The following is a 25,180-nucleotide window of genomic DNA, read 5'->3' as shown; positions in this document are numbered from 1 at the left end:
AGTCCACCATCCGTGTCCCACCAGTCCCGTACCGTCAGCAACGAAAGAAACGCCATGCGGCCCACCACCAACCCGGCTCGTCCGCTGAGCGGACTCGCGGCGCTCCTTGGAATCGGACAGGACGGATGGGACGGGCGAGCCGCAGGGGACGCGGTGTCCGCCACGGGGATCACGCACGACTCGCGGGCGGTGCTGCCCGGCGACGTCTACGCGGCGCTGCCCGGCGCCCGCGCGCACGGCGCCCAGTTCTCCGCCCAGGCCGCCGAGGCGGGCGCCGTGGCGATCCTCACCGACCCCGACGGGTACGACCGGGCCGCGGCGACGGGCCTTCCCGTCCTGGTGACGCAGGACGTCCGTGCGCGGCTCGGCGACGCGGCGTCGTGGGTGTACGGCGAGCCCGGGCGCGACATCACCCTCATCGGCGTGACCGGCACCAGCGGCAAGACGACCACGGCGTTCCTGCTGGAGGCGGGCCTGCGCGCCGCCGGGATCGAGACGGGCCTGGTGGGCGGCGTCGAGATCCGGGTGGGCGGCGACCGGGTGCCGAGCGCGCTCACCACGCCGGAGGCCACCGACCTGCACGCGCTGCTGGCGATGATGCGCGAGCGCGGCGTCGGCGCCGCCGCGATGGAGGTGTCCAGCCACGCGCTCGTGCAGGGACGGGTCGGCGGGGCCCGCTTCGAGGTCGCGGTGTTCACGAACCTGTCCCAGGACCACCTCGACTACCACCCGACCATGAAGGACTACTTCCTCGCGAAGGCGCGGCTGTTCACGCCCGAGTACTCGCGGGTCGGCGTGATCAACCTCGACGACCACTACGGCCGGGAGCTGCTGGAGATCGCCACGGTCCCGGCGACGACGTTCTCCCCGACCGGGGACCCGGCGGCCGACTGGCGGGCCGAGGACGTGCGCGTCGGCGCCGACGGCAGCGTGTTCCGCGTCGTCGGCCCCCTCGGCATCGAGGCCGACGGCGAGGTCCGGCTCGCCGGGCCGTTCAACGTCGCCAACGCCCTGGCCGCGATCGTCGCCCTCGTGGAGGCGGGCATCCCGCTGCAGGCGGCGGTCCGGGGGGTGGCCTCGCTGCCCGGCGTCCCCGGGCGGCTGGAGCGGGTCGACGAGGGGCAGGACTTCGTGACCCTCGTCGACTACTCGCACAAGCCGGGCGCGGTCGAGGCCGTGCTGAACGCGCTGCGGCCCGTCACCGAGGGCGACCTCGCGGTGGTGATCGGCTGCGGCGGCGACCGCGACCGCGGCAAGCGGCCGCTCATGGGCGAGGCCGCCGCGCGCCTCGCCGACATGGCGTACCTCACCAACGACAATCCGAGGTCGGAAGATCCACTGGCGATCCTTGCCGCTATGGTCGAGGGCGGGCTCAAGGTGCCGCAGCCGGAGCGCGCGCACATCGTCGTGGAGCCCGACCGCGCCGCCGCGATCGACCTGGCCGTCGGCCGCGCCCGCCGCGGCGACGTCGTCGTCGTCGCGGGCAAGGGGCACGAGCAGGGCCAGAACGCGGCGGGCGAGGTGCACCCGTTCGACGACCGGGAGGTCGTGCGCGCCGCGCTCCGGCGCCGCGCGGACGCGCTCCGGGACCATGGACAAGGGACAAGAGGGGACGGGACGCAGGCGTGATCCCACTTCCGCTGTCGACGATCGCGGAGATCACGGGAGGGACCCGGCACGGGCCGCCGGACCCGGTGCCGGACGGCCCGGTGGTGGACGGTCCCGTGGTGATCGACTCCCGTGCGGTGGAGCCCGGCGCGCTGTTCGCGGCGCTGAAGGGCGACCGCGCGGACGGGCACGACTTCGCGGCCGGGGCCCTCGCGGCCGGGGCGGCGGGCGTGCTCGCGCAGCGCCCGGTGGACGGCCCGTGCGTGGTCGTCGACGACGTCCAGGAGGCGCTCGGACGGCTCGCGAGGGCCGTCCTGGAGCGGCTGCCGGACGTGACGGTCGTCGCGGTCACCGGCTCGGCCGGCAAGACCTCCACCAAGGACCTCATCGGGCAGGTCCTGAGCGGCGCGGGCCCGACGGTCTACCCGCCCGGCTCGTTCAACAACGAGATCGGGCTGCCGCTCACCGTGCTGCGCGCCGGCGCCGCCACCCGCCACCTGGTGCTGGAGATGGGCGCCCGCGGCATCGGCCACATCGCCTACCTGACCGGGATCGCGCGCCCGGACGTCGGCGTCGTGCTGAACGTCGGCACCGCCCACGTCGGGGAGTTCGGCAGCCGGGAGAACATCGCCCTGGCCAAGGGCGAGATCGTGGAGGCGGTGCCGCCGGGCGGCACCGCCGTCCTCAACGCCGACGACCCGCTGGTGAGCGCGATGGCGTCCCGGACCAGGGGCGAGGTCGTCACGTTCGGCCGCTCGCCGGGCGCCGCGGTCCGCGCCGAGGACGAGGTCCTCGACGAGCAGGGCCGGGCCCGCTTCACCCTCGTCACGCCGGAGGGCGCGGCGCGGGTCGGGCTGCGCCTGCACGGCTCGCACGCCGTCCCGAACGCGCTGGCCGCGGCCGCCGCCGCGCGGGCGGCGGGGCTCGCGACCGGGGGGATCGCCGAGGCGCTCTCGGCGGCCGTGCCGGTCAGCCGGTGGCGGATGGAGGTCACCGAGCGGCCCGACGGGGTGACCGTGGTGAACGACGCCTACAACGCCAACCCCGACTCGACCCGCGCCGCGATCGACACGCTCGTCCATCTGTCCCGCGGCCGCCGCGCCTACGCGGTCCTGGGCGAGATGGCCGAACTAGGTGACTCGTCCGTGGCGGAACATGCCAGGATCGGGCAGCATGTCGCGCGCAGCGGGATCGCCGGACTCGTGGTGGTCGGTGCGAACGCGGCGGCGATGGCCGAAGGGGCCGGGCAGGTGGCGTCATGGACGGGAGAGTGCGTACAGGTGGATGACGTCGGCGCGGCGGTGACCGTGCTCAGGGAGCGGCTCGCGCCGCGGGACGTCGTGCTGGTGAAGGGCTCCCGCGTGGCCGGCCTGGAACGGGTGGCCGAGGCGATCCTCGCGGAGGGCGGCCGATGACCAACATCATCATCGCCGCGGGGATCGCGCTGATCTTCGTGATGGTCGGCACGCCGGTGTGGATCCGCATCGTCAACCGGCTCGGCTACGGCCAGATGATCCGCGACGAGGGGCCCGAGGCCCACCTGAACAAGCGCGGCACCCCCACGATGGGCGGGACGGTCTTCATCGTCGGCTCGCTCGTCGGCTACGCGGCCGCGCACCTGTTCACCGGGGAGGTCCCCACCATCTCGGGGATCCTGGTGCTGTTCCTGATGACGGGCCTCGGCCTCGTCGGGTTCGTGGACGACTACATCAAGGTGTTCAAGCAGCGCAGCCTCGGCCTGCGCAGCGGCGCCAAGATGATCGGCATCGTCCTCGTCGGCGTCGTGTTCGCGGTCGGATCGCTGAACTTCCCCAACGGCTACGACGTCACCCCCGCCGACCCCCACATCTCCTTCCTGCGCGACTTCGGCCCCTCGATCGGCCCGTACCTGTTCGTGGTGTGGGCGCTGCTGCTCATCGCGGCCATGTCCAACGGCGTGAACCTCACCGACGGGCTGGACGGCCTGGCGGCGGGCCCGGCCGGCATGGTGCTGGCCGCCTACGTCATCATCGGCAACTGGCAGCTGCGCAACAGCTGCGCCGCCGCCCTCGCCCCCAACTGCTACAGCGTCCGCGACCCCCTCGACCTCGCGGTGGTCGCCGCGGCCGTGCTCGGCGGCGTGTTCGGGTTCCTGTGGTGGAACGCCCCGCCCGCGAAGATCTTCATGGGCGACACCGGCTCGCTGGCCCTCGGCGGCGTGCTGGTCGGCCTGGCGATCCTCACCCGCACCCAGCTGCTCCTGGCGATCCTGTGCGGGCTGATCGTGATGATCACGCTGTCGGTGATCATCCAGGTCGGCGGGTTCAAGATGACCAAGAAACGCGTGTTCAAGATGGCGCCGCTGCAGCACCACTTCGAGCTGTCGGGCTGGGCCGAGACCACCATCGTCGTGCGGTTCTGGCTGATGTCCGCGACGTTCGTGGCGATCGGCATCGGCCTGTTCTACCTGGAATGGATGCCGAAGAAGTGAGCGATCGCCCCTGGGACGGCCTGAGCGTGTGCGTGGCCGGGCTCGGCGTGTCCGGCCGGGCCGCCGCCCGCGTCCTCGCCGCGCGCGGGGCCCGCGTCACCATCGTGGACGCCCGCGACGGCGAGGAGCAGCGCGGGCACGCCGCCGAGCTGGAGGCGCGCGGCGTCGCGGTCCGGCTCGGCGACGGCGAGTCGCTCCCGGCGGGCACCGGCCTCGTCGTGACGTCGCCGGGCTGGCGGCCGGACGCGCCGCTGCTCGCCGCGGCGGCCGCGGCCGGCATCGAGATCATCGGTGAGGTGGAGCTGGCGTGGCGGCTCCGCCCCGAGGGCGCGGCGCCCTGGCTGGCCATCACCGGGACGGACGGCAAGACCACCGCCGTGCGGATGCTGGCCTGCATGCTCACCGCCGCCGGCCGCCGGGCCCTCGCCGTCGGCAACGTCGGGACGCCGATCGTGGAGGCCGTCGCGGGCGCCCCCGGGGAGCCCGGGGAGCCGTCCCCCGAGGAGGAGCCCGAGCCCTTCGAGGTGCTGGCGGTGGAGCTGTCGAGCTACCAGCTGCACTGGTCGGGCTCGATCGCCCCGTACGCGGCCGCGGTGCTGAACGTCGCGCCCGACCACCTCGACTGGCACGGCTCCATGGACGCCTACGTCGGCGCCAAGGCCAAGATCTTCGCCCCCGGCTGCGTCGCCGTGTACAACGCCGACGACGACACCTCCGCGGCGCTCGCCGAGCGCGCGCGGGGGGTGTCCCGGCGGGTCGGCTTCACCCTCCGGGTGCCGCGCCCCGGGGAGCTCGGCGTGGTGGAGGACCTGCTGGTCGACCGGGCCTTCACCGACGACCCCGCGAGCCAGGCCGCCGAACTGGCCGCGCTCGGCGACGTGCGGCCGTTCGCGCCGCACAACGTCGCCAACGCGCTCGCCGCCGCCGGGCTGGCCCGCGCGTTCGGCGTGCCGCCCGAGGCCGTCCGCGAGGGGCTGCGGGCGTTCGTCCCCGACCCGCACCGCATCCAGCACGTCGCCGACGTCGCGGGCGTCGCCTACGTCAACGACTCCAAGGCCACCCAGCCGCACGCCGCCGCCGCATCCCTCGCCGCCTACGACAGCGTCGTCTGGATCGCCGGCGGCCTCCTGAAGGGCCTGGAGGTCGACGACCTGGTGCGCACGTGCGCCGGGCGGCTGCGCGGCGCCGTGCTGATGGGACGCGACCGGCACCGGCTCGCCGAGGCGCTCGCGCGACACGCCCCGGACGTCCCCGTGGTCGACGTCCCCGACACCGACACTGGGGCCATGGACCGCGTCGTCGCCCACGCCTCCGGCCTCGCCCGGCCCGGGGACACCGTGCTGCTCGCTCCCGTCGGGGCCTCCTTCGACATGTTCGCCAACTACCCGGCACGCGGAGACGCCTTCATGGCGGCGGTCGAGCGCCTCTCCCGGGACGCCCGGTAACGATGACCACCGCTGCCGGGGAGGACGGCGCCGCCCGGCGTCCGGGGCCGCGGGAGCAGGTGGTCGCCGCCGTCGGGCTGCTCGACCGTCCCCTCACCTCCTACTACCTGGTGCTGGGCTGCTCGGTGATGCTGCTCGCGCTCGGCCTGACGATGGTGCTGTCGGCCTCCAGCGTGAAGCAGCTCCAGGCGACGGGCTCGGCGTACACGCTGTTCCAGAAGCAGGCCGTGTGGGTCGCGATCGGACTGCCCGGCATGTGGCTGGCGTCCCGGCTGCCGGTGAAGACGTTCCGCGCGCTCGCCTACCCGCTGCTGCTGCTGTCGGTCGTCGCGCTGGCGATGGTGCTCGTCCCCGGGCTCGGACGCAGCGCGGGCGGCGCGACCCGCTGGGTCGACCTCGGCCCGGTGCAGATCCAGCCGTCCGAGCTGGCCAAGCTCGCCCTCGTGCTGTGGGGCGCCGACCTGCTGGCCCGCAAGGACCGGCTCGGCCAGCTCACCGAGTGGCGGCCGCTGCTGGTGCCGCTGATGCCGGGCGCCGGGGTGCTCGTCCTGCTGGTGATGCTGGGCAGCGACCTCGGCACCACGCTGGTGCTCCTGACGATCTTCCTGGCGCTGCTGTGGGTCGTCGGCGCCCCCGGCCGGCTGTTCGTCGGCATCGCGGGGCTCGTGTGCCTGCTCGTGTCGATCCTCATCGTCGTCGAGCCGTACCGGATGCAGCGGCTCACCGGGTTCCTCGACCCGTCCGGCAACCAGCTCACCACGAACTACCAGGGCACGCAGGGGCTGTTCGCGGTCGCCTCGGGCGGCCTGTTCGGCACGGGCCTCGGTGAGGGCCGCGCGAAATGGGACTACCTGCCGCACGCCGAGACCGACTTCATCTTCGCGATCGTGGGGGAGGAGTTCGGCCTCGTCGGGACCCTCGTCGTGCTGGGCCTGATCGGCCTGCTCGCCTACGCGGGCCTGCGGATCGCCAGGCGCGTGAAGGACCCGTTCACCCGGCTCGCCGCCGCGGGGGCCACGGCGTGGCTGGTGGTGCAGGCCATCGTCAACATCGGCGCGGTCATCGGCGTCCTGCCCATCACGGGGATCCCCCTCCCGCTCGTGTCCTACGGGGGATCGGCGCTCATCCCGACCCTGTTCGCGCTCGGCATGCTGCTCGCGTTCGCCAAGCGCGAGCCCGGCGCGCGGCAGGCACTCTCCGCACGGGGTCCCGGACCGGTCGTGAGGGCTCTAAGCTGGCTGGGTCTGGCACGGCGTTGAAATCCCCCCTTCACAACACGCTGAGGAGTTGTCAACGGACATGAGGGTTGTCCTGGCCGGCGGCGGCACCGCCGGACACATCGAGCCCGCCCTGGCGCTCGCCGACGCGCTGCGCCGCAACGACCCGAACACCGGGGTCGTCTGCCTCGGGACCGAGCGGGGCCTGGAGACCCGCCTCGTCCCGCAGCGGGGCTACGAGCTCGCCCTGATCCCGCCGGTGCCGCTGCCGCGCACGCTCACCCCGCAGCTGCTGTCGGTGCCCGGCCGGCTGCGCGGGGCGATCAACGCGGCCGCCTCCGTCCTCGACCAGGCCCAGGCCGACATCCTGGTCGGCTTCGGCGGCTACGTCGCCACCCCGGGCTACCTCGCGGCGCGCAAGCGCAAGGTCCCGATCATCGTCCACGAGGCGAATCCGAAGCCCGGCCTGGCCAACAAGCTCGGCGCCCGCTTCACCGAGCACGTCGCGGTGTCGCACGCCGACTCGCCGCTGCCGAACGCCCGGTTCGTGGGGATCCCGCTGCGCCGGGAGATCGCGGCGCTGGACCGGCTCGCGATGGGGGACAAGGCCCGCTCCTACTTCGGGCTGCTCCCCGACCTGCCCACGCTGCTGATCTTCGGCGGCTCGCAGGGCGCCCGCTCGCTGAACCAGGCCGCCGTGGCCTCCGCGCCGTACTTCCGGCAGGCGGGCATCCAGGTGCTGCACATCGTCGGGCCGAAGAACACCGAGGAGCCCGAGCCCGCGGCCGGCGGCCCGCAGTACGTCACGATCCCCTACTGCGACCGGATGGACCTCGCCTACGCCGCCGCCGACATGGCGATGTGCCGCGCGGGCGCGATGACCTGCGCCGAGCTGGCCGCGGTCGCGCTTCCGGCGGTCTACGTCCCGCTCCCGATCGGCAACGGCGAGCAGCGGCTGAACGCCGAGCCGATCGTCGCGGCGGGCGGCGGCATGCTGGTCGACAACGCCGAGCTGTCGCCGGACTGGATCGCCCGGCACCTGCTGCCGGTGCTGGCCGACCCCGCCCGCGTCGCGCACATGTCGGAGGCCGCCGGACGGATGGGCCGCCGCGACGCCGACGTCGCGCTCGCCCAGATGGTCTACGAAGTGGTCCGCTCCGCGGGCGCCGCCCGATGAGCCTGATCGACCCGGGGGAGGTGGCGCCGGCCGCCGATCTCGGCCGGGTCCACTTCATCGCGATCGGGGGCGCCGGGATGTCCGGCGTCGCGCGCATCATGCTGCGGCGCGGCATCGCCGTGTCCGGCAGCGACGCCCGCGACTCCGAACTGCTCACCCAGCTCGGCGACCTCGGCGCGAAGGTGTTCGTCGGGCACGACGCCGCGCACGTGGGCGACGCCGACACCGTCGTGGTGTCGACGGCGATCCGCGACACCAACCCCGAGCTGGTCGCCGCCCGGGCGCGGGGCCTGCGCGTCCTGCACCGCTCGGCCGCGCTCGCCTCGCTGATGGCGGGCCGCCGGGCCGTCGCGGTCGCCGGCACGCACGGCAAGACCACCACCACCTCGATGCTGACGGTGGCGCTCCAGCACGCCGGCGCCGACCCGTCCTACTGCATCGGCGGGCAGCTCGTCACCACCGGCCTCGGCGCCGACGAGGGCGCCGGCGACGTGTTCGTCGCGGAGGCCGACGAGAGCGACGGCTCGTTCCTCATGTACACCCCGCGCATCGCGGTCGTCACCAACGTCGAGGCCGACCACCTCGACAACTACGGCGGCTTCGAGAAGGTCAAGGAGAACTTCGCCCGCTTCGTCGACCGGGTCGAGCCGGGCGGCACCCTCATCGCCGGCGCCGACGACCCGGTCGCGATGGAGATGGCCGAGCGGGCGCGGGCCCGCGGCCTGACCGTGCTGACCTACGGGGAGGCCGAGGGCGCCGACCTGCGCGTGACCGGGTTCACGCCGCGCGGCCTCGGCTCCCGCTTCGAGATCGAGGGCGACGGGGAGTTCCGGCTGGCGGTGCCCGGGCGGCACAACGCGCTCAACGCCGCCGCCGTCATCGCGGTCACGCGCTCCCTCGGCCTGGACGACGCGCCCGTGCGCGACGGCCTCGCCGCGTTCGGCGGCGCGATGCGGCGGCTGGAGCGCAAGGGCGAGGCGGGCGGCGTCGAGGTGTTCGACAGCTACGCCCACCACCCGACCGAGCTGACCGCCGACCTGGACGCCACCCGCGACTACCTGGGGGAGAAGGGCGCGGGCCCGGCCGGGCCGGGCCGCATCGTCGCGGTCTTCCAGCCGCACCTGTACAGCCGCACCCGCTTCTTCGCCGCCGAGTTCGGCGCCGCGCTCGGCCTCGCCGACGTCGCGGTCGTCCTGGACGTCTACGGCGCCCGCGAGGACCCCGAGCCCGGCGTCACGGGCGCGCTGGTCGCGGGCGCCGTCCCGGCCGGCACCGAGACCGTCTACGCGCCCGAGCGGGACGCGGTGCCCGGCATCGCGGCGTCGCTCGCCCGCCCCGGCGACGTCGTCATCACGCTGGGCGCCGGGGACGTGACGCAGCTCGGCCCGCTCGTCCTGGAGCGCCTCGCCGAGCCGCAGGGCCCGTCGGGGACGTAGGCCCGTCGGGGGGATCGGGCTTGCCAAGGGGATCGGACCGGCCGGGGCGCGCGGCGCGCCGGGGGACGGGGCGTGACACGCCGCCGCCCGCGCGGTGGGCGGCGGAAGCGGGGATCACTGTCAGGCTTGGGCCATGACCGAGGCGCAGACGGGCCGCCGCGGGACGCCGGAGCCGGAGCACGATCCGGAGCCGGAGGCCGCGGCGCCGGGCGGGCGCGGCCGCGCGAACCGCTGGAAGGTGGTGTTCGTCACCCTCCTGGTGGTCGGCGCGCTCGGCGCGGTGTCCTGGGTCCTGCTCGGGTCGAGGCTGCTGGTGGTGCGGCACGTCGAGGTGACGGGCACCCGGCTGGCGTCCGCCGACCAGGTGGTGGCCGCGGCCGCGATCGATCTCGGCACGCCGATGGTGCGGCTCAGGACCGGCGCGGTCCGCGACCGCGTCGAGCGGCTCCGCGAGGTCGAGTCGGCGGAGATCGAGCGGCGCTGGCCGGGGACGGTCCGGATCGTCGTGCACGAGCGCGAGCCGGTCGCGGTGTTCCGCGGCGGCGGCCGCTACCACCTGCTCGACCGGCACGGCGTGACCGTCGCCGACGAGGAGGCCCGCCCGGCGGGGGTGCCCCTGCTCACCGTCGCCTCGGCCGGGCCGTCCGACCGGGCGACCCTGGCGGCGCTGTCCGTGCTGTCGGCCCTGCCCGAGCGCCTCAGCGGGAAGCTCACCGAGGTGGAGGCGAGCGGCCCGGAGGCGGTGACCCTCTACATGGAGGGCGGTCAGACGGTGGAGTGGGGCGCGGCGGAGCGGACGGACGAGAAGATCAGGTTGCTGGACGCCGTGCGGCGGACGGCGGCGGGGCGCGCCGTGCGCACCGTCGACGTCAGCTCGCCGGAGGTCCTCAAGACGAAATGAGGTCCGCCCGCGCCACGGGCGGGGACCTGCGGGGGCGGGCGGTCCGCGACACGCCGGTCGAGTTCGGGGGAGGTTAGTTGACCCTGGCGGTAAGGCCGCCCTACTGTCCGTATCAGTCCTCAGGTTGACATAACTGTAAGCCTCAAGTTGAGGGTGAGGGTTTACCCCGCTCGCGCGGGGCCTCGCGGCAGGCTTCACAAACCAGCTCGAAGAACGACAGCTCGAGAACACAGCTCGAAGAGCACGGTCCGGAACACAGGTCGGGAACACCGCGGCGGCACGGTCGGCAGACCGGGCAGGGCGGTCGGAGAGAGCGGAAAGGCCCCTCGTCGTGGCAGCACCGCAGAATTACCTCGCGGTCATCAAGGTCGTCGGCATCGGCGGCGGCGGCGTCAACGCCGTCAACCGGATGATCGAAGAGGGACTCAAGGGCGTCGAGTTCATCGCGATCAACACGGACGCCCAGGCGCTGCTGATGAGTGACGCCGACGTGAAACTGGACGTGGGCCGCGAGCTCACCCGGGGCCTCGGCGCCGGGGCGAACCCCGACGTCGGCCGCAAGGCCGCCGAGGACCACCGGGAGGAGATCGAGGAGGTCCTCAAGGGCGCCGACATGGTGTTCGTCACCGCCGGCGAGGGCGGCGGCACCGGCACCGGCGGCGCGCCCGTGGTCGCCAACATCGCCCGCTCGCTCGGCGCCCTGACGATAGGCGTCGTCACCCGCCCGTTCAGCTTCGAGGGCAAGCGCCGCGCGATGCAGGCCGAGGCCGGCATCGAGACGCTGCGCGACGAGGTCGACACCCTCATCGTCATCCCGAACGACCGGCTGCTGTCGATCTCCGACCGGCAGGTCAGCGTGCTGGACGCCTTCAAGGCCGCCGACCAGGTGCTGCTGTCCGGTGTCCAGGGCATCACCGACCTGATCACCACCCCGGGCCTGATCAACCTCGACTTCGCCGACGTCAAGTCCGTGATGTCCGGCGCCGGCTCGGCGCTGATGGGCATCGGCTCGGCGCGCGGCGACGACCGCTCGGTCGCCGCCGCCGAGATGGCGATCTCCAGCCCGCTGCTGGAGGCCAGCATCGACGGCGCGCACGGCGTGCTGCTGTCCATCTCCGGCGGCTCCGACCTCGGGCTGTTCGAGATCAACGAGGCGGCGCAGCTGGTGTCCAACGCCGCCGCTCCCGACGCCAACATCATCTTCGGCGCGGTCATCGACGACGCGCTCGGCGACGAGGTCCGGGTCACGGTGATCGCGGCGGGGTTCGACGAGGGGCGTCCGGCCAAGCCGGTCCCCGAACCGGAGAGCAAGCGGCTTCCCCCGCCCCCGCGTCCCGTTCCGGCTCCCGCGTCCCCGCCCGCGCCGGCCAACCCGATCCCCAGCCGGGTCGGGCGGTCCGAGCCCCCGGGGGGGCAGCCGACCGCGCAGCAGCAGTCGGTGGCGCAGGCCGCCGCCGCGCCGCCGCCCCCGGCCCCCGCGCAGCAGCGGCCGGAAGGCGACCGGGCGCAGCCGCCGGTGCGGGCCCAGGACGACCGGTCCGCCGGTCGAGGTGAGCAGCCCCGGCCCGAAGGCTCGTCCGGGCAGCCGGGCCCGCCCGCCGACCGGGACTCCGGCGGCGAGCCCGGCGGTTCGCGCGCCCCCGCGCCCCGCCCGCCCTCCGAGCAGCCCTCCCCCCGCGTGCACGCGGGAGAGAACGACGGCGGCCCCGCCTCCGGGCAGCGCCGCCGTCCGGTGGTGTTCGACGAGGACGACGACCTCGACGTCCCCGACTTCCTGAAGTGATCGCCCCCGTCGCCCTGGGCGACGGCGTCGGCGCCGGCTTCACCGGCCGCGCCGGCGGCGTGAGCAGGCCCCCCTTCGACTCCCTGAACCTCGGCGGCGCGGTCGGCGACGACCCGGCCGCCGTCCTGGACAACCGGCGGCGCGCCGCCGCCGCGCTCGGCGCCGACCCCGCGCGCACCGTCTTCATGCGTCAGGTGCACGGCGCCGGCGTCGCGTTCGCCGACTCGACCGAGCTGCCCGGCCCGGTCGACGCCGTCGTCACGACCGTGCCCGGGCTCGCCCTCGCCGTCCTCGTCGCCGACTGCGCGCCCGTCCTGCTGGCCGACGCGGCCGCCGGGGTCGTCGGCGCCGCCCACTCCGGCCGTCCCGGGACGGCCGCCGGGGTCGTCCCGGCCCTGGTGAAGGCGATGTGCGAGCGGGGCGCCGACCCCGCCCGGATGACCGCCGCCATCGGGCCCGCCGCGTGCGGCCGCTGCTACGAGGTCCCCGCGCAGATGCGGGACCAGGTCGCCGCCGCCGTCCCCGCCGCCTACGCCACCACGTCGGGCGGCACCCCCGGCCTCGACATCCGCGCCGGCGTCGCCGAGCAGCTCGCGTCCGCGGGGGTGACCCGCGTGACCGCCGACGGCCGCTGCACGATCGAGGACCCGGGCCTCTTCTCCTACCGCCGCGAGGGGCGCACCGGCCGTTTCGCTGGATTTGTCTGGCTGAAGGAAGGCACGTGACCGACCGGGACCACACCCCCGCCGAGGACCGCACGGCGGGAGACCGCGCCGCGGCCGAGCGGCTGGCCGAGATCGCCGAGTGCCTGGCCGACGTCCGGACGCGCATCGCCGCCGCGTGCGCGGCCGCCGGCCGGACCGAGGACGAGATCACGCTGATCGCGGTGACCAAGACGTTCCCCGCGTCCGACGTGCGGCTGCTGGCGGAGCTGGGCGTCACCGAGGTCGGGGAGAACCGCGACCAGGAGGCCCGCCCGAAGGCCGCCGACTGCGCCGACCTCCCGCTCACCTGGCACTTCGTCGGGCGGCTCCAGACCAACAAGGCGCGCGCGGTGGCCGGCTACGCCGACGTCGTGCACTCCGTGGACCGCTCGCGGCTGGTCACGGCCCTCGCGGAGGGCGCAGCCCGCACCGGCCGCCCGCTCCGCTGCCTCGTGCAGGTCTCCCTCGACGAGACGGGCAGGAGCGGCGAGGTGGGGGAGCGGGGCGGGGCCGTGCCCGGCGACGTCCCCGGGCTGGCGGACGAGATCGCCGCCGCCCCCGGCCTGGAGCTCGGCGGCGTGATGGCCGTGGCGCCCCTCGGCGAGGACCCGCTGCCCGCCTTCGCCCGGCTGGCGGAGACGGCGGAGCGCATGAGGCGGAACCATCCGGGCGCGCGGATCGTCAGTGCGGGTATGAGCGGCGATCTGGAGCAGGCGATCGCGTGCGGCGCGACACACCTGCGGATCGGTACGGCGTTGCTCGGCGGCCGACGGGCAATCGTCAGGTAATGTCCCCCCAGTGGTACCTGCCTGAACGCGGAACGCCACGAAGGATCAGTCCAACGGCGGGGCCGGACGCGCCCGGCGCCGAGGCCACAGGACACGGAGGGACGTATGGCCAGCGCGATGCGCAAGATGGCGGTCTACCTCGGCCTTGTGGAGGACGATCGCTACGACGACAAGTACGGCGAATACGACGAGTACGAGGTCTACGACGAGGAGACCGACACCGGGCAGGGCCGACGTCGCGATGACGAATCCGGCGGTCAGCTTACCCGAGCCGAAGAGGCGTCGGACCGCGATCGCGACCATCACTCCACGTCGACCATCGAGCGACGGTCCGTGGCCCTGTACGAGTCCGGTACCACCGACCTTGCGCGTATCACTACGCTGCATCCGAGGACCTACAACGAGGCGAGGACGATCGGGGAGCACTTCCGGGAGGGCACGCCGGTGATCATGAATCTGACCGAGATGGTCGACAGCGACGCCAAGCGCCTGGTCGACTTCGCCGCGGGTCTCGTGTTCGGCCTGCACGGCAGCATCGAGCGTGTTACCAACAAGGTGTTCCTTCTGTCGCCCGTCAACGTCGAGGTGACGGCGGAGGACAAGGCCCGGATGGCGGAACGTGGGTTCTTCAACCAGAGCTGAGAGTCGCATGCGAGAGTGTCCGTGAACATCGTTGGATCCGTCCTGCAGGGCGTCCTGTACCTCTTCCTGCTGTTCCTGATCGGAAGGCTGGTCCTGGAGGTCCTGCAGTCGTTCGCCCGGCAATGGAAGCCGACCGGGGTGGTGCTGGTGATCGCTGAGGTGACCTACACGGTCACCGATCCTCCGCTGAAACTCCTCAGGCGTTTCATCCCGCCCATCCGGCTGGGTAACGTTGCCCTGGACCTCAGCTTCACAGTCCTCATCCTTGTGGTCTGGGTCTTGGTCGTCTTCGTCGGCTCCATATTCGGCGGAGGTTAGGTCGATCGGATACCGTCCTCCGGGGACAGACTCCAAGCGCGCCAAGGAGACGAGAACATGCCGCTGACACCCGCCGATGTGCGGAACAAGCAGTTCAGTACCACCAGGTTGAGGCCGGGGTACGACGAGGAGGAGGTGGACGCCTTCCTCGACGAGGTCGAGGCGGAGCTCGACCGCCTCATCCAGGAGAACGAGGAGCTGCGGGCCAAACTGGCCGAGTGCCTGCGCGGCAAGGTTCCCGCCATGGCCGCTCCCATCGTGGAGCCCAAGCCGGACATCCAGAAGATCCCCGAGCCGCCGCGCCCCGAGCCGCAGCCGCAGCCCGAGCCGGAGCCCGTCCTCGGCGGCCTCGGCATGTCCTCCCCCGCCCCGAGCGGCGAGGACAACATGGACACCGCGGCCCGCGTGCTCGCGCTCGCGCAGCAGACCGCCGACCAGGCGATCGCCGACGCCCGCCGCGAGGCCGACGAGACGCTCGGCCGCGCCCGCCGCGAGGCCGAGGAGATCCTCGGCAAGGCCCGCCGGCAGGCCGACCAGATCGTCAGCGAGGCCCGCTCCCGCGCCGAGGCCCTCGACCGCGACGCCCAGGAGCGGCACCGCCAGGTCATGGGCTCGCTCGTGCAGCAGCGCGAGGAGCTCGAGCGCGAGGTCGACAACCTGCGCGCCTTCGAGCGCGAGTACCGCAGCCGCCTGAAGGTCTACCTGGAGGGCCAGCTGCGCGACCTGGAGGCGGGCAGCACCGAGACCGGCGCGTTCGCGGCCGTCCCGGGCGCGGCTCCTGTGCAGACGCAGCAGAGCCCGGTCCAGCCCGGTCCGCAGAACGCTCTGCCCCACGCCGAGAACCGCAACGGCGGCGTCGCGCCGGCGCCGGGCACGTTCCCCGCGCCCGAGCACGCCCAGCAGGTCCAGCACTCGGCGACGGGCGCTTTCCACTCCGGCGGCGACAACCCGCCGCACGACAGGCGCTGACACGGAGGCCTCAGGCGATAGTGTCGTTTCGATCGCCGCGCCGGGGATGGCGCGCCGCCATCCCCGCGGCGCCGGGCGGTCGTGCCCTGGGCCGGCCGCCGGCCTTCTCGCGCGGCCCGGAGCCTAGCGGTCTGAACGAGTGGGAGTGACCCTGTGATCATCCTGAGTGGCGTTCTCGTGGTGGTGGCGATCGCCCTGCTGGTAGCGGGAATCGTCGCGGGCAACGGAGACAGTGCGCAGGTCTTCGGCCTGGACGCCCTGGTGGTGATCTACATCTCGATCGCGGTCAGCATCGTCTCCGCGTTGTGCCTGGCCATCGGGGTGTTCCTGCGGCGCAAGGAACTGTTCGGCGCGGGTGCGTCCCCGGGCCCGGCCCGGCCGGGCAAGAAGGCGCAGAAAGCCAGGAAGGACAAGCGGGCCAAGCGCGCGGAGAGCGCCCCGGTCGCGCCCGCTCCGGCCAAGGACGCCCAGGACGCCGCGGCGGCCGAGCCCCCCGCCGATCCGGCCGACGACGAGGTCGAGATCCCCGCCCCCGCCGTAGACGTCCCCGACGACGCGCTGGTGTTCGTCGTCCGCGGCCGCAAGCGCTACCACCTCGACACCTGCCGGCAACTCGCCGGCCGGGACACCGAGGAGCTCACCTACGCCGAGGCCAAGGAGGAGGGGTTCAGCCCCTGCACCGCCTGCATGCCCGACACCGCACTGGCGGCGCGCGCCGCTGCGTCGGCGCCGGTTCCCTCCGGCGCGGGCAAGGTCGCGGCGGCCGAACCCGCGAACCGCAAGCCCGCCGCCGAGCGATCCGAGAGCGGCCTCGCGGGCCTCGCCAAGCCCGCCCCCACCTCCTTCGACGAGCCCGGCGCCTTCGAGAGGCCCAGTGCGTTCGACAAGCCGGGTGCGCTCGACGAGCCGGCTGCGTTCGACGAGCCGGCTGCGTTCGACGAGCCGGCTGCGTTCGACAAGCCCGGCGCCTTCGACGCGACTGCCGAGATTCCGCGGACCGGCGAGCACACCGCCGACGAGACCGAGGACCGCAATACCGAGGACCGCAGCACCGAGGACGCGGGCGCCCGGAAGCGGGGCACGGCCGCGCCCACCCGCACCGACATGCCCGTCGCGGGCCTCTTCGCGTCCGGTGACACCGCCGAGGAAGCGCCCAAGCCTTCACAGAAGGCCGAAGACGCCGACGCCGAGGCCGACGACCTGCGCGGCGCGGAACGGGGCGCTGCGACCGAATCCGCGCCGCCGGACGTCACCGTCGACCTCGGTACCGCGCCGTTCCGCGGCGCCGACGCGGAGGACGTCCCCGCGCCGGGGCACGAGCCGTCCGACGCCGAGCTCGCCGGGGAGCCCGAGCCGCCCGCCGGGGACGCGGCGGACGAGCCCGCCGACGACGGCCCGCAGGTCCGCATCCTGAGCGGCACCAAGCGCTACCACCGCGTCGACTGCGCCCTCATCGAGGACATCGGCGACGAGGCCGACGACCTGGAGTCGCTGTCGCGCGCGGAGGCCAAGGCCCGGGGCTGCACGCCCTGCCTGGTCTGCCAGCCCGACCGCGAGCACGCCCGAGACTGACCCGGGCCCGGCCGGGCGGCCGAGCCGTCCGGGGTCAGCGGCCGCGGTGCCGCTCGTCGCGCAGCTCGCGGAGGCGGTCCCGGCGCGCGTCGCGCCGCTCGCGGTGCATCCGCCGCAGCTCCTCGCGGTGCTCGCGATGCAGCTCGTGGTGTTCGCGAAGGACCTGGTGGCGCTCCCGCTGCCGGTTGCGGCCGCGCTTCTCGCCCACGGCCCTGCGCTCGACCGAGATGCCGCCGAACAGCAGCACCCCGGTCAGCCGGATGACGGGCGCGTCCGGATCCCCGGTGTCGTCCTCGGGGAGATCGGTGCCGCCGAAGACCGCGAAGTTGGACCCGACGACCCGCACGCCGGGCGGCACCACGATGTTCACGCCGCCGAACAGGCAGGTCACGGAGAGGGTCACCTCGCCCTGGCTGAGGACCGCCTGCCGGAAGTCCAGCTCCGCGCCGCCGAAGACGCAGATGACGGTGGTGGTCGGCTCGACCAGCCAGCGCCCCTTGCGCTCCGTCCCGCTGAACACCGCCACCAGGTGCGGCGACTGCGGAGGCGGGGGCGGGACCGCCTGCTCCTTGCGCAGGTCGACCCGCGGTCGCGGCGCGTGCTGGGAGGGCAGGTCGCTGAGCACGGGCTCCAGCTCGGCGTAGGTCCTGGCGTTGTAGACGACGTCGATGCGCTCGGCGTGCTCCTCCGGCGTGATGCGCCCCTCGGCCAGGGCCTCGCGCAGGCGGTCGGCGACCTCGTCGCGATCGGCGTCCGACGCGCGCATGCTCGTGGGGGACGGACGCGCGGGCGGCTCGGAACCGGACGGCTCGGGAAGATTCACGGAACCATCATCGCAAACGCGATGTGTCGCGAAGAACCCCATCAAGGAATTTCTCCGCCCCCGCGAACCCTCCGCCGCGTCCGGGCCCGAGGACGCGGGCGCGGCGGAGGGGCGTGCCCTGCGGAGTCAGGTCACGCCTTGCGGAGGTAGTAGGTGAGGCCGAGGTCCTCGTCGCGGGTGGCGGCGAGGCTCCCGGGGCGGCCCTCGGTCACCGTGGCGGCCAGGACCTCGGCGGCGACCTCGTCGCCGTGGGCGCGCAGGGCCTCGGCCAGGTCGGTGCCGGTGGCCTCCCACCACAGGTCGATGCGGTCGGTCACCTCCAGCCCGGCGGTCTTGCGGCCCTCCTGGACGAGCCGGACGGCCTCGCGCACCAGTCCCGCGCGGCGCAGCTCGGGCGTGACGGTGAGGTCGAGCGCGACGGTCTCGCCGGCGGCGCTCTCGACCGCCCAGCCGCTGCGCGGGCGCTCGGTGACGATCACGTCGTCCGGGCCGAGCGCGACGGCGCCGACGCCGTCGGCCTCGACCCGCGCCGAGCCAGCCCGCAGCGCCTGGACCAGCGCGGCGGGGTCGGCGGAGGTGATCGCCTTGGCGACCTTCGGGGTGTCCTTGGCGTACCGCTTGCCCAGCTCGCGGAAGTTGGGCTTGACCTCGTACTCGACCAGGTCGCCGCCGATCGAGGACAGCTCCTCGAAGCCGAGCACGTTCAGCTCCTCGGAGATCTGCGCGCGCAGCTGCTCGGGCAGCGCGGACCAGCCGGGGGCGCCGACGAGGGCGCGGCCGAGGGGCTGGCGGGTCCGCACGCCGCTGGCGGCGCGTGCGGACCGGCCGAGCTCGACCAGCCGGCGCACGAGCGCCATCCGCTCGGTCAGCGGCTCGTCGAGGAGGCCGGCGTCGACGGCGGGCCACTCGGTGAGGTGCACCGACTCGGGGCCGTCCTCGGGGCGGATGACGTCCCAGACGTGGTCGGTGATGAACGGGACGATCGGCGCCATCAGCCGGGTGAGGGTCTCCAGGCACTCGTAGAGCGTCGCGAACGCGGCCGAGCCCTCGGGCGTCTCCGGGCCCTCCCAGAAGCGCCGCCGGGAGCGCCGCACGTACCAGTTGGACAGGTCGTCCACGAACTGCGAGAGCCGGCGGCCCGCGCGGGCGGTGTCGAACTCCTCCAGCGCGGCGTCGACCTCGCGGACGGTGCGGTGCAGCTCGGCGAGCGCCCAGCGGTCCAGGAGCGGGCGGTCGGCGGGGGCCGGTGCCTCGGAGAGCCGGTCGGGCGTCCACGCGCGCCCCTGCGCCTGCGCGGCGTTGGCGTACAGGACGAAGAAGGACGCGGTGTTCCAGTAGGTGAGCAGGACCTTGCGGACGATCTCCTCAAGGGCGCCGTGCCCGACGCGGCGGGACGCCCACGGCAGCCCGCTCGCGGCCATGAACCAGCGGACGGCGTCGGCGCCGTGCTGGTCCATCAGCGGGATGGGGCGCAGCACGTTGCCGAGGTGCTTGCTCATCTTGCGGCCGTCCTCGGCGAGGATCAGGCCGAGGCACACGACGTTCTCGTAGGACGACCGGTCGAACACCAGCGTCCCGACGGCCATGAGCGAGTAGAACCATCCGCGGGTCTGGTCCTGGGCCTCGCAGATGTACTGGGCCGGGTAGGCGTCCTCGAAGACCTCGTTGTTGCGGTAGGGGGCGCCCCACTGCGCGAACGGCATGGACCCGGAGTCGTACCAGGCGTCGATGACGTCCGGGACGCGCCGCGCCTCCGCCCCGCACCGCGGGCAGGGGAACGCGACGTCGTCCACGTACGGGCGGTGCGGGTCGAGCGCGGACAGGTCGGCGCCCGCCAGCTCGCCCAGTTCCTTGAGCGACCCGACGCAGGTGACGTGCTCCTCGTCCTCGCCGCAGACCCACAGGGGGAGCGGCGTGCCCCAGTAGCGGCTGCGCGACAGCGACCAGTCGACGTTGTTGCGCAGCCACTCCCCGTACCGGCCGTGCTTGACGGTCTCGGGGTACCAGTTGGTCTTCTCGTTCTCCTCCAGCAGCCGGTCCTTGATCTGCGTGGTGCGGATGTACCAGGCCGGGAGCGCGTAGTAGAGCAGCGGCGTGTGGCAGCGCCAGCAGTGGGGGTAGCTGTGGTCGAAGTGCCCGCCGCGGAACAGCAGCCCGCGCGCGCGCAGGTCGTCGGTGAGCGGCTCGTCGGCGTCCTTGAAGAACTTGTTGCCGACCAGGGGCACCTCGCGCAGGAACCGCCCGTCCGGCCCGATCGGATTGACGATCGGCATGCCGTAGCGCTTGCAGACGGTCATGTCGTCGCCGCCGAACGCGGGGGCCTGGTGGACGAGCCCGGTGCCGTCCTCCACGGTGACGTAGTCGCCCAGGACGACGTAGTGCGCGTCGGGGATGTCGACGAGGTCGAACGGCCGCCGGTAGGGGGTCCGCTCAAGTTCGGTGCCCTGGAACGTGGCGAGCCGCTCGGCGCCCTCGCCGAGGACCTGGTCGACCAGGGGTTCGGCCACCACCAGCACCTCGTCGGACCCCTGCGGCCGGGCCGCCACGTACGTGACGTCCGGGTGGACGGCCACGGCGGTGTTCGACACCAGCGTCCAGGGGGTCGTCGTCCAGATCAGCAGCGCGGCGCCCATCTCGGCCAGCGGCCCCGACGTGACGGGCATCCGGACGAACACCGACGGGCTGGAAACGGTCTCGTACCCGCCCGGCTGGCCCAGTTCGTGGTCGGACAGGCCGGTCCCGCAGCGCGGGCAGTACGGCGTGATGCGGAAGTCGCGGAAGAGCAGGCCCTTGTCGAACACCTGCTTCAGGGACCACCAGACGGCCTCGACGTACTCGGGGTCCATCGTGCGGTAGGCCTGGTCGGTGTTGACCCAGTAGCCCATCCGCTCGGTCATCTCCTCGAAGGCGTCCACGTGGCGCAGGACCGATTCGCGGCAGCGGGCGTTGAACTCCGCGACGCCGTACTCCTCGATGTCCTTCTTGCCGGTGAGGCCGAGCTCCTTCTCCACGGCGACCTCGACGGGCAGGCCGTGGCAGTCCCAGCCGGCCTTGCGCGGGACGTGGCGGCCCTTCATGGTCTTGAAGCGCGGGAAGACGTCCTTGAAGACGCGGGCCTCGACGTGGTGGACGCCGGGCATCCCGTTGGCGGTCGGGGGCCCCTCGTAGAACACCCACGGGGTCCCGGCCGCGGTGCGCTCCAGCGACCGCTCGAAGACCTTGTTCTCCTGCCAGCGGCGCAGCATGTCCCGCTCCAGGGCGGGCAGATCGACCTGCGCGGGCAGCGGCCGAAAAGCTCGGCTCACGATGGCGGACCTCCGGATCGACGTGAACACGTTGACCGGAGGGACGAGGCGGCTGCCCCGCGGTACCACCCTCCTTGACCCCGCCCGTTCGGCGCGGTCCGCTTCGTTCCAGTCTGGGCGGCCGGGTCTACTGGGCCCCTCGGCGGGGGCGGTTCCTCCGGCGGCTCCGGGGTGATCAGACCGCCGGGCTCGCCCCCGGGCTCGCACCGTCCCCGGGTCGCTCATGGCTGCGTGCGGCGGCAGGTGTCCCCATCAGCGCCTGCCATGCGACTGCTCGTCCCGACTTTAACGCACGCCGGCCCCCGCCTCTTCCCCTTTTCCCGCGGCGCGGACACGGTTCCTTTGCGATCTCGTACGCCGCGCTGGAGTTTCCATGCGTTCGGCGACCGGGCATAAGCGGTCGGTAACACGGCCCAGGTTGTTTACCGTGCCCGAGAGAGGGGACCAATGCTGCCCGCACTGCCCGTCGAGGCGACCAGCGCGAGGGAGGCCGACATGGCCGGCGCGATGAGGGGCGCGACGCCCGCCGCAAGCAAGGGCCGGGGCACGGCGCGGCCGTCCCAGACCAGGACGCCCGCCGCGAGCACGGGCACGAGAACGGGCACGGCGGGGAAAGGCGCGACGGAAAAGGGGGCGGCCGAGAAAGAGGCCGCGAGAAAGGGCCCCGCCGGAAAGGGCGCGGCGGGAAAGGGCCCGGCGAAGCCCGGCGCCGCCAAGCCGGGCGCGGCCAGGAACCCCGCGAAGGGCCCCGCGGCGAAGCCGGGCAAGCCGGCGGCCGGGCGCGGCCCCGCGAAGCCGGCCAGGGCCGGGACGCCCGCGAGGGCCGGCGAGGCGGCGCCGGACGGCCGGGAACCGGCGAAGGCGGCGGCGGCCGAGCTGCCGGTCCGCGAGGGGGAGCACCAGTGGACGCCGGGTGAGCTGGCCGACGTGAGGGCGGGCCTGCAGGAGCAGATCGAGGCGTTGCGCGGCGAGATCGCCGCCTCCGCCAGCCAGATCGCCGAGGGCGACGCCAGCGACGGGGCAGGCGACGACCAGGCCGACGCGGGCGCCAAGACCTACGAGCGCGAGCACGAGCTCGCTCTGGCCTACAATTCACAGGACCTGCTCGCCCAGATCGAGCGGGCCGTCCAGCGGATGGACGGCGGCACGTACGGGATCTGCGAGTCCTGCGCCAGGCCGATCGGCAAGGCGCGCCTCCAGGCCTTCCCGCGTGCGACCCTGTGTGTGACATGCAAACAACGCGAGGAACGTCGCTGAGCGACTCAACGAACCCAGAGCGGCAGGCCGGGGAGACCGCGGGATCTCCCCGGCCGCGCCGCGTCGGCGTGCTGGTCGCCGTGGCCCTGGCCGCGCTCGCCGCCGACATCGTGTCCAAGACCATCGTGGTGTCGACGCTGCAGGACCGCGCCCCGGTCCGGCTGCTCGGCGGCCTGCTGACCCTGCGCGAGACCCGCAACAGCGGCGCCGCGTTCTCGATCGGCACCGGCTACACCATCGTGTTCACGCTGATCGCCTGCGGGGTGGTCGTGGCGATCCTGCGGACCGCCCGGAACCTGCGCAGCGCGCCGTGGGCGGTCTGCCTCGGGCTGCTGCTCGGCGGTGCGGTCGGCAACCTCATCGACCGGATGCTGCGGGCCCCGGCCCCGCTGAAGGGCCACGTCGTCGACTGGATCCAGCTGCCCCACTGGCCGGTGTTCAACCTGGCCGACTCCGCGATCGTCTGCGGCGGCGTGCTGGCCGTGCTGCTCGCGGCGCGCGGCCTCCAGGTGGACGGGACGCGCCTCAAGGACGAGGGCTCCGGAGCGGGAGAAGACCCCGGCAAGGGCGAGGGCCCCGGCACGGACGAGGACCGCGGCACGGACGAGGACCGCGGCAAGGGCGAGGGCTCCGGTACGGGCGAGAACCCGGGAACGGACGAGACCCCGAAACCGGAGGCTCCCCCCGGTGAGCGTGGCGTCGGCAAGGACGCGACCGCCGGGAACGGGGCCGAGGTGCCGGCGCCGGAAGAGAAGTCCTGATGGGCGACCTGCGCAGCCTCCCCGTCCCGGACGGCCTGGAGGGCGAGCGGATCGACGCCGCGCTGGCGCGCCTGTTCGGGCTGTCGCGCGGCAGCGCCGCCGACATCATCGCCGCGGGCGACGTCGTGTTGGACGGCGCGCCCGTGGCCACCAAGTCCGAGCGCCTGCACGCCGGCGCCTGGCTGGAGGTCACGCTCCCGCCGCCGCCCGCGCCGCCCGCCCCCGTCGCCGAGCCCGTCCCGGGGATGGGCGTGCTGTTCGAGGACGACGACATCGTCGTGGTGAACAAGCCGATCGGCGTCGCCGCCCACCCCACCACCGGCTGGACGGGCCCGACCGTCCTCGGCGGGCTGCTCGGGGCCGGGCACACGATCGCCACCAGCGGCGCGTCCGAGCGGCAGGGGATCGTGCACCGGCTCGACGCCAACACCACCGGCGCCATGGTCGTGGCGAAGAGCGAGGTCGCCTACTCGCGGCTCAAGCGCGCGTTCAAGGAGCGCCGCATCGACAAGCGCTACCAGGCGCTCGTGCAGGGCCATCCCGACCCGTTCCGCGGGACGGTCGACGCCCCCATCGACCGGCACCCCTCCGGCGACGGCCGGTTCGCGGTCGTCGCGGGCGGGAAGCCGTCCGTCACCCACTACGACACCGTCGAGGCGTTCCGGGCGGCGTCGCTGCTCGACATCGACCTGGAGACGGGACGCACGCACCAGATCCGCGTCCACATGTCCGCGATCCGGCACCCGTGCGTGGGCGACATGGCCTACGGCGCCGACCCGACCCTGGCGGAGCGCCTCGGCCTCAGGCGGCAGTGGCTGCACGCCGCCCGGCTCGGGTTCGAGCACCCCACCAAGGGCGAGTGGGTGGAGTTCGAGAGCCCCTACCCGGACGACCTGGCCCGCGCCCTGGAGATCGTCGCGGCCGAGTCCTGAGCTCAGAGGCCGAGCAGGCGCAGCCCGGCCGCGGCTCCGGCCGCGACGACCAGCACCACCAGGAACGGCGCGCGCAGCAGGAGCGCGGCCACGGCGGCGCCCAGGCCCGCCAGCCGCGCGGCGTCGAACTCCAGGGTCCGGCCGTCCGCGAGCGCCTGGACGGCGACCAGCGCCGTGAGCAGCGCCACCGGGACCAGTTCGGTGAACCGGCGCACCCGCGGGTCGTCCAGCATCCGGCGCGGGACGACGAGCCCGCCGAGCTTCAGGGCGTAGCAGCCGAGCCCGGTGGCGATCACCGCGATCCAGACGCTCACGGCGCCGCCCTCCGGCCGAGCAGCGCGGGCAGCGCGGCGGCGGCGGCCAGCATGACCGGCACGCCCGGCGGCAGCACCGGCGTCGCCGCCACCGCGATCACCGCCGCGGCGACGGCGACCCGGACCGCGGTCCGCCCGCTCGTCAGCCGCGGCCAGAGCAGGGCGAGGAACGCCGCCGGGCCGAGGACGTCCAGGCCCACGGCGTCGGGGTCGCCCAGCCGCGCCGCGCCCACCGCGCCCAGCAGCGTGGTGAGGTTCCACGTCAGGTAGAGGACGACCGCCGTCGTGTAGAACCCGGCGCGGGCGGCCGCCCGGCCGCGCTGCGCGGTGGCCACGGCCGCCGTCTCGTCGATGACGACGTGCGCGGTGACCAGCCTGCGCCGGCCGCGCACGCCGAGCGTCGCCGCGAGCCGCATCCCGTACAGGGCGTTGCGGCCGCCGAGCAGGACCGCGCCGAGCGTCCCGGCGACCAGCCCGCCGCCCCCGCCGATCACCCCGACCAGCGCGAACTGGGACGCGCCCGTGAAGGCGAGCAGGCTCAGCGCGCACGCCTGCGCGACCGTGAGGCCCGCCGTGGCCGCCGCGGCGCCGAACGCCAGGCCGGACACCCCCACGGCGATGCCCACGCCGAGCCCGTCGCGGATCGCCGCGGCCCGCGCGGCCTCGTCCCGCCCGGCCTCGTCCTGCGCGTTCCCCGCCGTGGTGTCCGCATCCGGAGCGGGCTCGTCCGGGACGTCCTCTCCGGCCGCCCGCGCCGA

The 25,180-nt window shown here is 74.2% G+C and carries 22 protein-coding genes; 18 read left to right on the top strand and 4 right to left on the bottom strand.

Translation table 11 applies throughout. The features are described from left to right. The first annotated feature begins 54 nt into the window (after positions 1 to 54). The 15 genes from ACQEU6_RS14400 to ACQEU6_RS14330 all read left to right on the top strand — a co-directional run bounded on the left by ACQEU6_RS14400 (position 55) and on the right by ACQEU6_RS14330 (position 17,030). Entirely contained in the window at positions 55 to 1,629 is a 1,575-nt protein-coding gene (locus tag ACQEU6_RS14400) for a UDP-N-acetylmuramoyl-L-alanyl-D-glutamate--2,6-diaminopimelate ligase (protein WP_499332231.1), read from the top strand. Then, positions 1,626 to 3,023 carry a UDP-N-acetylmuramoyl-tripeptide--D-alanyl-D-alanine ligase gene (locus ACQEU6_RS14395; protein ID WP_499332229.1) on the top strand — a complete coding sequence of 466 codons (1,398 nt, stop codon included), beginning with the start codon at positions 1,626 to 1,628 and terminating at the stop codon, positions 3,021 to 3,023. Before ACQEU6_RS14400 ends, ACQEU6_RS14395 begins: the two co-directional genes overlap by 4 nt. Next, positions 3,020 to 4,078 (top strand): phospho-N-acetylmuramoyl-pentapeptide-transferase, encoded by a 1,059-nt coding sequence (mraY, locus tag ACQEU6_RS14390; RefSeq protein WP_499332227.1) that lies wholly within the window; start codon positions 3,020 to 3,022, stop codon positions 4,076 to 4,078. The genes ACQEU6_RS14395 and mraY overlap by 4 nt, the downstream gene beginning before the upstream one ends. Then, positions 4,060 to 5,523: a UDP-N-acetylmuramoyl-L-alanine--D-glutamate ligase gene (gene murD / locus ACQEU6_RS14385; protein ID WP_499332225.1), complete on the top strand. Its 1,464-nt coding sequence runs from the start codon at positions 4,060 to 4,062 to the stop codon at positions 5,521 to 5,523. Before mraY ends, murD begins: the two co-directional genes overlap by 19 nt. A 2-nt stretch (positions 5,524 to 5,525) precedes the next feature. Continuing rightward, entirely contained in the window at positions 5,526 to 6,782 is a 1,257-nt protein-coding gene (gene ftsW, locus ACQEU6_RS14380) for a putative lipid II flippase FtsW (protein ID WP_499332223.1), read from the top strand. A 40-nt stretch (positions 6,783 to 6,822) separates the two neighbouring features. Further along, positions 6,823 to 7,917: an undecaprenyldiphospho-muramoylpentapeptide beta-N-acetylglucosaminyltransferase gene (gene murG, locus ACQEU6_RS14375; RefSeq protein WP_499332221.1), complete on the top strand. Its 1,095-nt coding sequence runs from the start codon at positions 6,823 to 6,825 to the stop codon at positions 7,915 to 7,917. After that, positions 7,914 to 9,353 (top strand): UDP-N-acetylmuramate--L-alanine ligase, encoded by a 1,440-nt coding sequence (gene murC, locus ACQEU6_RS14370; protein ID WP_499332219.1) that lies wholly within the window; start codon positions 7,914 to 7,916, stop codon positions 9,351 to 9,353. Before murG ends, murC begins: the two co-directional genes overlap by 4 nt. A gap of 133 nt (positions 9,354 to 9,486) precedes the next feature. Then, complete coding sequence (locus ACQEU6_RS14365; RefSeq protein WP_499332217.1) at positions 9,487 to 10,254, top strand: cell division protein FtsQ/DivIB; 768 nt, start codon at positions 9,487 to 9,489, stop codon at positions 10,252 to 10,254. 331 nt (positions 10,255 to 10,585) lie between these two features. Beyond that, positions 10,586 to 12,037: a cell division protein FtsZ gene (ftsZ, locus tag ACQEU6_RS14360; protein ID WP_499332214.1), complete on the top strand. Its 1,452-nt coding sequence runs from the start codon at positions 10,586 to 10,588 to the stop codon at positions 12,035 to 12,037. Beyond that, entirely contained in the window at positions 12,034 to 12,762 is a 729-nt protein-coding gene (pgeF, locus tag ACQEU6_RS14355; protein ID WP_499332212.1) for a peptidoglycan editing factor PgeF, read from the top strand. Before ftsZ ends, pgeF begins: the two co-directional genes overlap by 4 nt. Before the next feature lie 62 nt (positions 12,763 to 12,824). Next, complete coding sequence (locus ACQEU6_RS14350; RefSeq protein WP_499340192.1) at positions 12,825 to 13,529, top strand: YggS family pyridoxal phosphate-dependent enzyme; 705 nt, start codon at positions 12,825 to 12,827, stop codon at positions 13,527 to 13,529. Between the two features lie 105 nt (positions 13,530 to 13,634). Next, positions 13,635 to 14,171 carry a cell division protein SepF gene (locus ACQEU6_RS14345; protein ID WP_089312294.1) on the top strand — a complete coding sequence of 179 codons (537 nt, stop codon included), beginning with the start codon at positions 13,635 to 13,637 and terminating at the stop codon, positions 14,169 to 14,171. A 21-nt stretch (positions 14,172 to 14,192) separates the two neighbouring features. Further along, complete coding sequence (locus tag ACQEU6_RS14340; protein WP_499340190.1) at positions 14,193 to 14,489, top strand: YggT family protein; 297 nt, start codon at positions 14,193 to 14,195, stop codon at positions 14,487 to 14,489. 57 nt (positions 14,490 to 14,546) lie between these two features. Next, positions 14,547 to 15,458 carry a DivIVA domain-containing protein gene (locus ACQEU6_RS14335; protein WP_499332209.1) on the top strand — a complete coding sequence of 304 codons (912 nt, stop codon included), beginning with the start codon at positions 14,547 to 14,549 and terminating at the stop codon, positions 15,456 to 15,458. Between the two features lie 153 nt (positions 15,459 to 15,611). Continuing rightward, entirely contained in the window at positions 15,612 to 17,030 is a 1,419-nt protein-coding gene (locus tag ACQEU6_RS14330) for a hypothetical protein (protein WP_499332207.1), read from the top strand. A 34-nt stretch (positions 17,031 to 17,064) separates the two neighbouring features. Here the strand turns inward: ACQEU6_RS14330 and ACQEU6_RS14325 are convergent, their stop codons facing one another. Together ACQEU6_RS14325 and ileS are read right to left on the bottom strand one after the other, a co-directional pair. Beyond that, positions 17,065 to 17,853 carry a DUF1707 SHOCT-like domain-containing protein gene (locus tag ACQEU6_RS14325; RefSeq protein WP_499332205.1) on the bottom strand — a complete coding sequence of 263 codons (789 nt, stop codon included), beginning with the start codon at positions 17,851 to 17,853 and terminating at the stop codon, positions 17,065 to 17,067. A gap of 131 nt (positions 17,854 to 17,984) precedes the next feature. Next, a complete protein-coding gene (gene ileS, locus ACQEU6_RS14320; protein WP_499332203.1) occupies positions 17,985 to 21,158 on the bottom strand; it encodes an isoleucine--tRNA ligase in 3,174 nt (1,057 codons plus the stop codon). A gap of 876 nt (positions 21,159 to 22,034) precedes the next feature. Here ileS and ACQEU6_RS14315 point away from each other — a divergent pair. From ACQEU6_RS14315 to ACQEU6_RS14305, 3 genes are read left to right on the top strand one after another with little or no spacing between them, the layout of a single operon-like run. Beyond that, positions 22,035 to 22,415, top strand: coding sequence for a TraR/DksA family transcriptional regulator (locus tag ACQEU6_RS14315; protein ID WP_499340188.1), 381 nt, complete (start codon positions 22,035 to 22,037; stop codon positions 22,413 to 22,415). Then, positions 22,388 to 23,176 carry a signal peptidase II gene (lspA, locus tag ACQEU6_RS14310; RefSeq protein WP_499332201.1) on the top strand — a complete coding sequence of 263 codons (789 nt, stop codon included), beginning with the start codon at positions 22,388 to 22,390 and terminating at the stop codon, positions 23,174 to 23,176. Before ACQEU6_RS14315 ends, lspA begins: the two co-directional genes overlap by 28 nt. After that, complete coding sequence (locus ACQEU6_RS14305) at positions 23,176 to 24,108, top strand: RluA family pseudouridine synthase (RefSeq protein ID WP_499332200.1); 933 nt, start codon at positions 23,176 to 23,178, stop codon at positions 24,106 to 24,108. The genes lspA and ACQEU6_RS14305 overlap by 1 nt, the downstream gene beginning before the upstream one ends. Before the next feature lie 2 nt (positions 24,109 to 24,110). On the opposite strand, the gene ACQEU6_RS14300 is transcribed toward ACQEU6_RS14305, so the two are convergent. Together ACQEU6_RS14300 and ACQEU6_RS14295 are read right to left on the bottom strand one after the other, a co-directional pair. Continuing rightward, complete coding sequence (locus tag ACQEU6_RS14300; RefSeq protein ID WP_499332199.1) at positions 24,111 to 24,422, bottom strand: AzlD domain-containing protein; 312 nt, start codon at positions 24,420 to 24,422, stop codon at positions 24,111 to 24,113. Further along, a complete protein-coding gene (locus ACQEU6_RS14295) occupies positions 24,419 to 25,066 on the bottom strand; it encodes an AzlC family ABC transporter permease (RefSeq protein ID WP_499340187.1) in 648 nt (215 codons plus the stop codon). Before ACQEU6_RS14295 ends, ACQEU6_RS14300 begins: the two co-directional genes overlap by 4 nt. Positions 25,067 to 25,180: the final 114 nt, after the last annotated feature.

Source organism: Spirillospora sp. CA-108201, assembly GCF_050936235.1.
GTDB lineage: Bacteria > Actinomycetota > Actinomycetes > Streptosporangiales > Streptosporangiaceae > Spirillospora.
The sequence above is the reverse complement of the archived record's forward strand: the minus strand, read 5'-3'. Positions and strand labels throughout refer to the sequence as shown.

Excerpts from the sequence above, each read along its gene's own strand:
- ACQEU6_RS14400 (WP_499332231.1), top strand. The coding sequence starts at position 55 with ATGCGGCCCACCACCAACCCGGCTCGTCCGCTGAGCGGACTCGCGGCG.
- mraY (WP_499332227.1), top strand. The coding sequence starts at position 3,020 with ATGACCAACATCATCATCGCCGCGGGGATCGCGCTGATCTTCGTGATG.
- murD (WP_499332225.1), top strand. The coding sequence starts at position 4,060 with ATGGATGCCGAAGAAGTGAGCGATCGCCCCTGGGACGGCCTGAGCGTG.
- ftsW (WP_499332223.1), top strand. The coding sequence starts at position 5,526 with ATGACCACCGCTGCCGGGGAGGACGGCGCCGCCCGGCGTCCGGGGCCG.
- murG (WP_499332221.1), top strand. The coding sequence starts at position 6,823 with ATGAGGGTTGTCCTGGCCGGCGGCGGCACCGCCGGACACATCGAGCCC.
- murC (WP_499332219.1), top strand. The coding sequence starts at position 7,914 with ATGAGCCTGATCGACCCGGGGGAGGTGGCGCCGGCCGCCGATCTCGGC.
- ACQEU6_RS14365 (WP_499332217.1), top strand. The coding sequence starts at position 9,487 with ATGACCGAGGCGCAGACGGGCCGCCGCGGGACGCCGGAGCCGGAGCAC.
- ACQEU6_RS14345 (WP_089312294.1), top strand. The coding sequence starts at position 13,635 with ATGGCCAGCGCGATGCGCAAGATGGCGGTCTACCTCGGCCTTGTGGAG.
- ACQEU6_RS14335 (WP_499332209.1), top strand. The coding sequence starts at position 14,547 with ATGCCGCTGACACCCGCCGATGTGCGGAACAAGCAGTTCAGTACCACC.
- lspA (WP_499332201.1), top strand. The coding sequence starts at position 22,388 with ATGCAAACAACGCGAGGAACGTCGCTGAGCGACTCAACGAACCCAGAG.
- ACQEU6_RS14305 (WP_499332200.1), top strand. The coding sequence starts at position 23,176 with ATGGGCGACCTGCGCAGCCTCCCCGTCCCGGACGGCCTGGAGGGCGAG.